The following is a 10,007-nucleotide window of genomic DNA, read 5'->3' on the forward strand; positions in this document are numbered from 1 at the left end:
CGCTTGCTCTGGCGCGGACCAACCTGCGCGAGGCCGAGGCCGAGCTGCGCGATGCTGATCGCGCGCTGGATCTTGCCCGCGATGATCTGGCCGCCGCCGAGGAACAGGCGCGGCTGAGGGCTCAGGCCCTGGAACGGCAAATGGGCATTGCGGGCAGGGGGCTGGGCGTTGCGGCCGATCTGGAGACGGCCGAACTGGCCATGTCCAATGCCAATCAGGCAGTTCTGTCGCGCAGGCAGGCGCTGGCGACAGCCGAGGCACGGGTGGACAAGGCCGCGACATCGCTTGAGAAACAAGGTTTTACCCTGGCCGAGGCCGAGCGGCGATTGGCCGAGACCGAGCTGCGCGCCGGGTTTTCCGGCGTCCTTTCAGGCGTCACGGCGGTGGCGGGCGGACTGGTCGCCAAGAATGAGAAACTGGGCGAGTTGATCGACACCCAAGCGCTGGAAGTGGCGTTCCGTGTCTCAACCGCGCAATTCGCGCGGCTGATCGACGGGCAGGGCGGGCTCTTGTCCCTGCCCGCGACCGCGTCGCTTGATGTCTTCGGGGCCAAGCTTGAGGCAAAGGGCCGCCTTGTCCGGGTCGATGCGGCAGTGGGCGCGGGGGCCAGCGGGCGGCTGGTCTTTGCCACGTTGGATACCGCGCTGAGCTTCCGGCCGGGGGATTTCGTGACCTTGACCGTCGTTGAAGAACCGATGGACGGAGTGGCACTGGTCCCGGCCCGTGCCATCGGGGCCGACGGTACGGTGCTGGTTCTCGGGCAGGATGAGCGGTTGGAGGCGGCACCGGCCGAGGTGCTGCGCCGTCAGGGCGATGACGTGCTGATCCGGGTCGGCGCCTTGGCGGGGCGCGAGATTGTCATCGAGCGCACGGCGCTTCTTGGTGCCGGTATCAAGGTGCGTCCGGTGCGCAATGACAGCGCCTCTGCGGGGCAGGCCAGCAAGGCCGCGATGATCGACCTGACGCCGGAACGCCGCGCCGTGCTGATCACCTTTGTCGAGGAAAGCGGCACGATGCCGGATGAGGCCAAGGCCCGCGTCATTGCCAAGTTGCAGGCTGACCGCGTGCCGCTGGAAGTGGTCGAGCGCATCGAAGCCCGGATGGGGGGCTAGGTCATGGCAGCCCGGCGCGACCGGCTGGCGGCGGCTTCGGGGCTTCTGTCCTATTTCACCCGTCACGCGACGGCCGCGAACCTCGTGCTGGTGCTTTTCATCGCCGCGGGGCTCTTCGCGCTGCCGCGTATGCGGGCGCAGTATTTCCCTGATGTCGTGGTGCAGGAGGTCAGCATCTCGGTCGCCTGGGACGGGGCGGGGGCCGAGGATGTCGACCGCGCTATTATCCAGCTACTCGAACCCGGGCTGATGGCGGTCGAGGGGGTGGAAAAGACCAAATCCTCTGCCCGCGAGGGCCGCGCCAATATCGTTCTGGAATTCGAACCGGGCTGGGATCTGGGCCGCGCGGTCGATGAGGTCGAATCCTCTGTGGCGTCGGTCCGCAACCTGCCCGATGACGCGGAAGAGCCTGAAGTGCGGCGCAGTGCCTGGCGCGACCGGGTGACCGACATGATCATCACCGGCCCCGTCGCGCCCGAGCAATTGGTGCGGCTGGCCGACGAATTCCTTGCGCGGCTGTTTCAGGCGGGTGTGACGCGGGCCTCGATCGAGGGGCTCGCCTCGCCCGAGATTGTCATCGAAGTGTCGATGGTCAACCTGATGCGTCACCAACTGACCCTATCCGAGATCGCCGCCCGCATCGCGGCCGAGGCGGATGCCGATCCGGCGGGTGAGGTCGGCGACGGCACGGCGCGTCTGCGCACGGGCACCGAAAAGCGCACCCCCGAGGCGCTGGCCGGGATCGTTCTGCGGACCGGGGCCGATGGTGCCACGCTGACCCTTGGCGATGTGGCCCGTATCCGCAGCGAGGGTGGCAGCGATATCCATGCCTATTTCGTCGGCGACAATCCCGCCATTGCGCTGCGGGCCGACCGTTCGGCCGATGGCGACGCCATCGCCATCCAGCGCCAGGTCGAGGAGGTGGCCGAGGAAATGCGCCCGACCCTGCCGGACGGCGTGTCGATTGACCTGATCCGGGTCCGGTCGGACGATATCGCGGCGCGGCTGAACATCCTGATCGACAATGGCCTGCTGGGCCTCGGCTTGGTCGTGTGCTTGCTTTTCCTGTTCCTGAACGCCCGGACTGCCCTATGGGTGGCGGCGGGTATTCCCGTCTCGATGCTGGCCGCGGTCGCGTTGATGTATGCGTTTGGCCTGACGCTCAACATGGTGTCGCTGTTCGCGCTGATCCTGACCTTGGGCATTGTCGTCGATGACGCCATCGTAGTGGGGGAACACACCGATTTCCGGGTCAGGCAGTTGGGCGAGCCCCCCTTTGTGGCGGCCGAAAACGCGGTGCAGCGGATGGCGGCGCCGGTCTTTTCCTCAACCATCACGACGATCATTGCCTTTCTTGGCCTGACCGCGATTTCGGGCCGCTTCGGCGATCTGATCCAGGACATTCCCTTTACTGTCAGCGTCGTGCTGGCGGCCTCGCTAATGGAATGTTTTCTGATCCTGCCGAACCATATGGCCCATGCCCTGTCCAGGGCCGGGCGCGGCCATTGGTATGACGCGCCGAGCCGGTTCATGAACCGCGGGCTCGGCTGGGTGCGCGACCGGCTGGTGCGCCCGTTCACCCGCTGGATCATGATCGCGCGCTATCCGGTTCTGGCCGCCGTTCTGGCGCTTTTGTCCTTTCAGGCGGCGCTGTTCCTGAAGGGCGATGTCACCTGGCGGTTTTTCAATTCGCCCGAACGCGCCTCGATCACCGGCAATTTCGCGATGCTGGAGGGGGCCGACCGGGACGACAGCATCGAGGTGATGAAAGGGCTGCAACAGGCGGTGAACGCGGTCGCTGACAGCTATCGCGATGAATATGGCATAGAACCGCTAACCTATGTGATCACGGAGATCGGCGCGAATGCCTGGCCGCGACTGGCGAGCGCGGATACCAAGGATGCCGCTCTTCTGGGCTCGATCTCCATCGAACTGGTCGACCCCGATCTGCGCCCCTGGTCGGCCTTCGATTTCATTTCCGACCTGCAAGAGGCGGCCCCAACCCATCCGTTCCTTGAGGAACTGTCGTTCCGAAGCTGGCGGCACGGACCGGGGGGGGCAGCGCTTGATGTCGAACTGACCGGTGCGAGTGCCGAGGTGCTGAAAGCGGCGGCGGAAAAGCTGAAGCGTGATCTGGCCCCCTTTCCCGAAGTGTCGGGGCTGGAGGACAGCCTGCCCTATGATAAGGATGAGCTGATCCTGGAACTGACGCCACAGGGCCAGAACCTCGGTTTCACGGTCGAGGCTTTGGGGCGCGAATTGCGCGACCGGCTGACCGGGATCGAGGCCGCGACCTTCCCGACGGGCACGCGGACAACAAAGATAAAGGTCGAATTGCCGAAGGGCGAACTGACGGCGGACTTTCTGGACCGGATGCTGCTGCCGACGCCAACCGGGGTCTATGTCGCCTTGTCCGATATCGTGACGGTGACGACCCGGACCGGCTTTTCCACGATCCGGCGCGAGAACGGCCAGCGCGTCCTCTCGGTCACCGGCGATCTTTCCGAGGACGATCCCGAGCGCGCGACCGCCATCCTGACGGCACTTGATACCGGCATCCTGCCCGACCTCGCCGCCGATTTCGGCGTCGGCTATCACCTCGCGGGTCTCAGCGAGCAGGAGGACGAATTCCTTAGCGACGCGCTGATCGGGCTGATGGCGGCGCTTGTTGGGATCTATGCGGTGCTGGCCTGGATCTTTTCAAGCTGGACGCGGCCCGTCGTGGTGATGTCGGTTATTCCCTTCGGCCTGATCGGGGCGATCTATGGCCATTTCACCTGGGATGTGCCGATGTCGATGTTCTCGGTCGTGGGTATGATCGGCATGTCGGGGATCATCATCAACGATGCGATCGTGCTGATCTCTACGGTCGATGACTATGCGGGAACGCGGCCCCAGCGCGCGGCCATCATCGACGCGGTGGCGGACCGGCTGCGGCCGGTGATGCTGACCACGGCGACGACGGTTCTGGGGCTGGCGCCGCTGCTTTACGAGACATCGCGGCAGGCGCAGTTTCTCAAACCAACGGTTATTACGCTCTGTTATGGGCTGGCCTTCGGCATGGTGCTGGTGCTGGTGATCGTGCCCGTGTTTCTGGCGATTCAGAACGATGTCGGTGCCTTCCTGCGGTCGATGCGCCGGGCGGCGGGTGCCCGTGCGCTGAAGCTGTTCGTGCTGGCGGATATCGCTGCCTTGGCCTTGGCCTTCGCGGTGCTGCTGGTGCCGGCGCTCGTGTCGGGCGGGGCGCTATGGGCACCGTTCCTGCAATTCGTCGGTGCCGCAATCGCGATCACATGCGTCGCGGGGCTGGCGGGTGCAGGTCTGTTAAGGCGGCGGGGCGGTCAACCGGTGCAGCCCTGAACCTCGACTACCCGGCCCGACCCGCCAAAAATGGTGATCCGGACCGAGGACCGGTCGAGCGCGAAAGGTTGCGCCGCAGGCGGCACCATATCGGCCGTCGCGGTCAGCGCGCCGCCCTGCCGTCTGGTATCGGCGGCCGAGATCCAGACCGAGCGGTCGGCCAGTTCCACAACCGCGAATTCATCCGGGCCGACGGGCGGGATCGCCATGCTGGCCGTTACCCGCAGCCCGTCGCGGATGGCTTCAGCCTCGCACCTTGCCGAGGAGAGGCCCGCAGCGCCCGAGCTTTCGGGGCGTTGGGCGAGGGCCGCCTCGATCATCGGATCGGGCTGTGATGAGCCGTCAAACGCGGCGTTGATGGACAGAGACATCGGCACGCAGATTTCTTCGCAAACCCCCAGTTCGACCTCTGCCATGGCTGTCATCGGCCGGGACGGGTCGACGGCGGTGAACTCCATCGGCAGCACAAGTTCGTTCCGGTATCCGATGACGCGCATGCCGTTCAGGTCGAAAACCTGTGGTTTTGGCCAGTGAAAGGCGACATCGGCGATGTTTTGTGACCCGGCCCAGTCGAAGCTGGGCGGTATGCCGCCCTCGCCGGGCGCGCGCCAATAGGTCTTCCAGCCCGGCGCGAGCGTCAGATGCAAAGCCGCCATCTGGGTGCCGCCAGATGTACGCCATCCTTCGCGCAGTTCGGCGTGAAGGATATTGTCCGGCAGACCCTGTGCTGCGACAGGTCCGGTCGAGAGAATCGCGCAGGCAGTGAGCGCGGCGGAAAGGGCGGTTTTGAGCTTCATGGGTACGAAACTAGGCGGCCTGCCGCCGAATGGAAGTCACAACCGCGCAACTCACGAAGAGTTTTGCCCTCGTTCGCCCTTGTATCCCGCTACCCAAGGCGCGATCTTCGAGCCAGGGAGGTGCCGAAATGAATCTCAGCGGCAAGCTTCTGATCGCCATGCCCGGCATGGGCGATCCGCGCTTTGAACATAGCGTCGTATTTCTCTGCGCCCATTCGGATGACGGGGCGATGGGGCTAATCGTCAACAAACCCGCCCCCGACTTGTCCTTTGACGATCTGCAGGACCAGCTTGGCATTAAGCGGTCCGACCGGTCGCAAGAGATCCGTGTGCATTTCGGCGGCCCCGTCGAACATTCACGCGGTTTTGTCCTGCATTCCGCGGATTATGGGGGCGAGGGGGCGACATTGCAGGTCGATACGCTGTTCGGCATGACGGCGACGATCGATATCCTGAATGCGATTGCGGCCGGAGAGGGGCCATCCTCCTCCCTGCTTGCGCTTGGATATGCCGGCTGGGGGCCGGGGCAGCTGGAGAATGAGATCCTGCGCAATGGCTGGCTGACCTGCGACGCGGCACCCGAACTGGTCTTTTCCGATCAGAATGACAGTAAGTGGAGCAAGGCGCTGAGAACGCTCGGCGTGGATCCGATCAGCCTGTCCTCGACCGCCGGACGGGCGTGATACCCAATAAGCGGACTTTGCTGCCGTTTGCTGCGGCTGCGCCAAAGTCCGCTTCAGAAGCCGCTGGGCACAATAGTTAGGTTCGTCTAGACTACTTGGTCCATCAAGATGACAAATCCGAGGTGGCGTTCGCTTCAATTACGCCTGCTACGGCTAAGGCCTTTGTGGAAATCTCCGGATCCGTATTATCGGCAAAAACCAAGCTCTCCATTCTAGTATACAGAGCTTTCGATGTGTAAAAGTCGAATACCGTTGTTTTATCAGGATCATCCCAAAATGCTGTGATCCAAATAGACTCGCGTCCCGGCACAACTCCATTGCACCAATCGTTCCAAAACCTTTGCGCTAAAATGACATCAGAAGTTGATACAACTTGTTCAAGCAGGTCTTTCAGCGGCCACCCCGCAAGCCTGAACATGCAAATTGTGTCATCCAAATAGTTTTCCGTCTTACTCTCTATCTCACGCTTAAGAAAATGGCGTTGGAATTCATCAAGAATTTTCCATTCGTCCGACGTCCAATTGTCGCGATTGCCAGTTTCGAAACGGTTGAGACTGACTTCGAGAGCCACGTTGCTAACATCTTCCCCAATTGCAAGTATCTCGAGAATTCGAGGAAGTAGGTAACTCCAAGTTGACTTCGCAACTCCCTTCGGATCGTAAGCCGCAAAATACCAATCCTGTATGTAATGCAGCGGAAGCTCATCTATCTGTGGATTGAAAAAGTCGGCTTCGATGTCTGCATCCATGCAACAACCTTCGCAGACCTCAATGCTCATTGGCGTAGAGCACGCAAACACACGATATGCCTCCGCGATGATGTCGAAGAAGGGATGGTCCGTCGGGATTTTGGCCTTAAGCGGCTTCTGCTGTTTGCAATCCATGTGTTTGTGAACCCGAAAAGCGAGTGGATGGAGAAGTAGCTTATTGTCCTACCCTTGTGATGCAAGCAGACGTTAGCTGCTTTGCAGGATTTTTTGCAGGATGGGCTCAAACCGGCCTTTTTTTGCAGAATCGGGTCAGTTGACATCGGCGGGTGCAAAGCCGCCGATCTTGATCAGGGATGAAGGGCTCGCCTCGCCTATTGCCGCCTGGACAATGGGTGCGGGAACACCGCGTGGGTGGCCGTTGCGCCGAATTCGTACCATGCGGCCTTTGCACGGGTGAGGCTTTCGCCGTGGCCCGAAAGGACGGGCAACGGCAGATCGCCGTCTGTGCCGCCCAGCAACGCCCGCGCCGCTTTCATGCCAAAGACCGTTCCGGGGCAGATGCCGCGCCCGGAATAGCCGAAGATGGCCAGCGCCGAGGGGCCGGGGGCCACGATCTTCGGCACATGGTCGGAGGTCATGGCGATGCGGCCCGCCCAGTGATGCTCGAACGGCAGATGGGCGAGGTCGGGATAGAGTTCACTGAGCTTGCGCCTTGCCCAGCCGGAATGAACCCGCGCACCCGCGCCCTCGGCATTGCCGATTCCGCCAAGGATCAGCCGCCCCGCCCGGTCGGTGCGGAATGAGGACATGATCAGCGCGGTATCCCAGCAGCCCTCGCCGTCCGGCAGGATGCGTGCGCGCAGGTCGTCGGGCATCGGCACGGTCGCGAACTGGCTGTAATGCACCGGGATGAATTCCTGCGCGAAGGGCGCGCCGAAATGGGTCTGATAGGCATTTGTCGCGATCAGCAGGGCCTTGGCCTTTACCCGGTGCCCAGCCGCCTCAAGCATCCAGTCGCCGCCACTGCGGGTAATCGAGGTGACAGGGCTTTTCTCATGTAGCTCCGCACCGGCGATTTGTGCGGCCCGGGCCAGTCCGCGGCAATAGGCCAGCGGCTGGATCGTGCCCGCGCCGGGGTCGCGCAATGAGCCGGTAAAGCGCATTGATCCGGTGCGCTGCGCGGTATCGGCCGCATCCAGCAACTCATAGTGCCGCCCGGCCAATGTGCCCTGTTCGAACCGTGCCCTGAGGCCCTTCAGCCCTGCGGCCGAATGGGCCAGATGGATCGTACCCCGCCGGACCGGTTCGCAGTCGATCCCCTCACGCTCGATCAGGTCAAAAACGATATCGGGGCCGTTCGACAGTGCCTTGATCAGGCGGGTGCCATCGGCATCGCCAAGGATCTTCAGCACATCGCGGGGCGGCAGCCAGAGCCCCGCATTGACCAGCCCGACATTGCGGCCCGATCCGCCATGGCCGATGGTTTCGGCTTCCAGCAATGCGACAGTGGCCCCGCCCCGCGCGGCCTCCAGTGCGGCCGAACAGCCAGTGAAACCGCCACCGACAATCGCCAGATCGACGGCGCTGTCATTGGCAAGCGGCGGCGCGTCAAGGGCCTCGGCCGAAGTCGCGCGCCAGAGATTGGAGGGGCCGGATGTCGGCATGGGATGTCCCGATGGCCTGAAATGAGTGCGTTGGCAATATTCCTGTCGGAAGACCGGCGCGCGCGCAAGGGACGTCAGCTACGCGGCGCAGCGGCACGGCGCAGGCGGTCGTTGATCGCGCGGCCCAGACCCTTCTCGGGGATGGGAGAGATGGCGATGGGGCCCTTGGCGCGTGCATCGGCCTCGCGGAGGTAGTGAAAGAGGTTCGCTGCCGCCTCGACCAGATCGCCGGTTTCCGAAAGGTTGAGGTCGGCCTTGGCCGCCTTGGGCCCGAAACCCAGCCAGAATTCGTCAGGTTCGGTCCGTGTGGCGTTCAGGCGGATCGGGGCGGCGGGGGCATAGTGCGACAGAAGCTGGCCGGGTGCAGACGGCTTTGCGCTGTCGCCGCCACTGGCGAGCGGGTGGCCGAGGCAGGCCTCCAAGGCTTCGGCCGGGATGCCGCCGGGGCGCAGGATCTGCGGTTCGCCGACCAGCCCGAGGATGGTAGATTCGAGCCCTACCGCGCAGGCCCCGCCATCGACCACGGCGGCGATGCGATCCGTGAGCCCAGCCAGAACGTGATCGGCCCGCGTCGGGCTGACCTTGCCCGACGGGTTGGCCGAAGGGGCGGCGACCGGCCCGCCGAAGGCGCGCAGCAGGCGGTGCGCGACGGGGTGTTCCGGTACGCGGATTGCGACCGAGGGCAGGTCGGCGGTGACCAGTGGCGAGAGCCGGGCGGAGGGGCGTAAGGGCAGCACCAGCGTCAGTGGTCCGGGCCAGAAGGCCGAGGCGACCCGTTCGGCCAGAGCGTCGAAGACGGCAACGCTGCGTGCGGCCTCAAGATCGGGCAGATGCACGATCAGGGGATTGAATCGCGGCCGTCCCTTGGCCTCGAAGATCCGTGCGACCGCGATATCGGACCGCGCATCGCCGCCCAGCCCGTACACCGTCTCGGTCGGGAAGGCGACAAGCTGCCCTCCGGCCAAAAGGGCGGCGGCGCGGGCCAGGCCCGCATCATCGGGGGCAAGGGTTTCGGTCACCTGAACTTTGGCCTTCCTGCGTGACGCAGCGTTTGGGTTGCGGTATCTGACCCAGCGGCAATTATGCCGCTGACGGAATTCACATACGCGCCGGACTGGCACTTGCCAAGGCGTGGGTTTTTTGGAGGCCCGAATGTCTTATCGCGCGCCGGTTGGCGATATTCGCTTCATCCTGAACCATGTCGTGCCGATGGCGCCCGTTTCGGGCACGGCCCGTTTTGCCGAAGCCACACCCGATCTGGCCGAGGCGATCCTGACCGAGGCGGGCAAGCTTTGCGATACGGTGCTGACGCCAGTGCAGCGCAACGGCGATATGACGCCCGCGCTGCTGGAAAACGGGACTGTGCGTTGCTCGCCTGGTTACATCGAGGCGTTCGGCGCGATCCGCGATGGTGGCTGGGTCTCGGTCTCGGCCCCCGCCGAACATGGTGGCATGGGCCTGCCGCAATGCCTGAACATGGCGATCCATGACATGATGTCTGGGGCGTGCCTGTCGCTGCAGCTTTCGCCCCTGATGACGCAGGGCCAGATTGAGGCTTTGGATCATCACGCCTCGGACGATCTGAAGGCGCTCTACCTGCCGAAACTGATCTCGGGCGCATGGGCGGGCACGATGAACCTGACTGAGGCGCAGGCAGGCAGCGATGTCGGTGCCTTGAGGAC

General features: G+C 63.8%; 8 protein-coding genes. 4 read left to right on the plus strand and 4 right to left on the minus strand.

The window, feature by feature from the left end; translation table 11 throughout:
• Window positions 1-1,112, plus strand: a 1,112-nt coding sequence (locus WBB85_RS21005; RefSeq protein ID WP_432640527.1) for an efflux RND transporter periplasmic adaptor subunit, incomplete at its 5' end; no start/stop codon positions are given.
• Window positions 1,113-1,115: 3 nt separating this feature from the next.
• Entirely contained in the window at window positions 1,116-4,472 is a 3,357-nt protein-coding gene (locus tag WBB85_RS21010; RefSeq protein WP_432640528.1) for an efflux RND transporter permease subunit, read from the plus strand.
• Here the strand turns inward: WBB85_RS21010 and WBB85_RS21015 are convergent.
• Window positions 4,454-5,269: a protein-disulfide reductase DsbD domain-containing protein gene (locus tag WBB85_RS21015; RefSeq protein ID WP_432640529.1), complete on the minus strand. Its 816-nt coding sequence runs from the start codon at window positions 5,267-5,269 to the stop codon at window positions 4,454-4,456. The genes WBB85_RS21010 and WBB85_RS21015 overlap by 19 nt on opposite strands.
• A 128-nt stretch (window positions 5,270-5,397) precedes the next feature.
• Between WBB85_RS21015 and WBB85_RS21020 the strand changes: the two genes are divergently transcribed.
• Window positions 5,398-5,952, plus strand: a complete 555-nt coding sequence (locus WBB85_RS21020) for a YqgE/AlgH family protein (protein ID WP_432640530.1) — start codon at window positions 5,398-5,400, stop codon at window positions 5,950-5,952.
• A 103-nt stretch (window positions 5,953-6,055) separates the two neighbouring features.
• Here the strand turns inward: WBB85_RS21020 and WBB85_RS21025 are convergent, their stop codons facing one another.
• The 3 genes from WBB85_RS21025 to WBB85_RS21035 form a co-directional block, all read right to left on the minus strand.
• Window positions 6,056-6,700 carry a hypothetical protein gene (locus tag WBB85_RS21025; protein WP_432640531.1) on the minus strand — a complete coding sequence of 215 codons (645 nt, stop codon included), beginning with the start codon at window positions 6,698-6,700 and terminating at the stop codon, window positions 6,056-6,058.
• A 332-nt stretch (window positions 6,701-7,032) separates the two neighbouring features.
• Complete coding sequence (locus WBB85_RS21030) at window positions 7,033-8,325, minus strand: NAD(P)/FAD-dependent oxidoreductase (protein ID WP_432640532.1); 1,293 nt, start codon at window positions 8,323-8,325, stop codon at window positions 7,033-7,035.
• 74 nt (window positions 8,326-8,399) lie between these two features.
• Entirely contained in the window at window positions 8,400-9,344 is a 945-nt protein-coding gene (locus WBB85_RS21035; protein ID WP_432640533.1) for an L-threonylcarbamoyladenylate synthase, read from the minus strand.
• Between the two features lie 133 nt (window positions 9,345-9,477).
• Here WBB85_RS21035 and WBB85_RS21040 point away from each other — a divergent pair.
• On the plus strand, window positions 9,478-10,007 hold a 530-nt coding region (locus WBB85_RS21040; protein ID WP_432640534.1), incomplete at its 3' end, for an acyl-CoA dehydrogenase family protein.

This window comes from Albidovulum sp. (genome assembly GCF_049646345.1).
GTDB lineage: Bacteria > Pseudomonadota > Alphaproteobacteria > Rhodobacterales > Rhodobacteraceae > Albidovulum.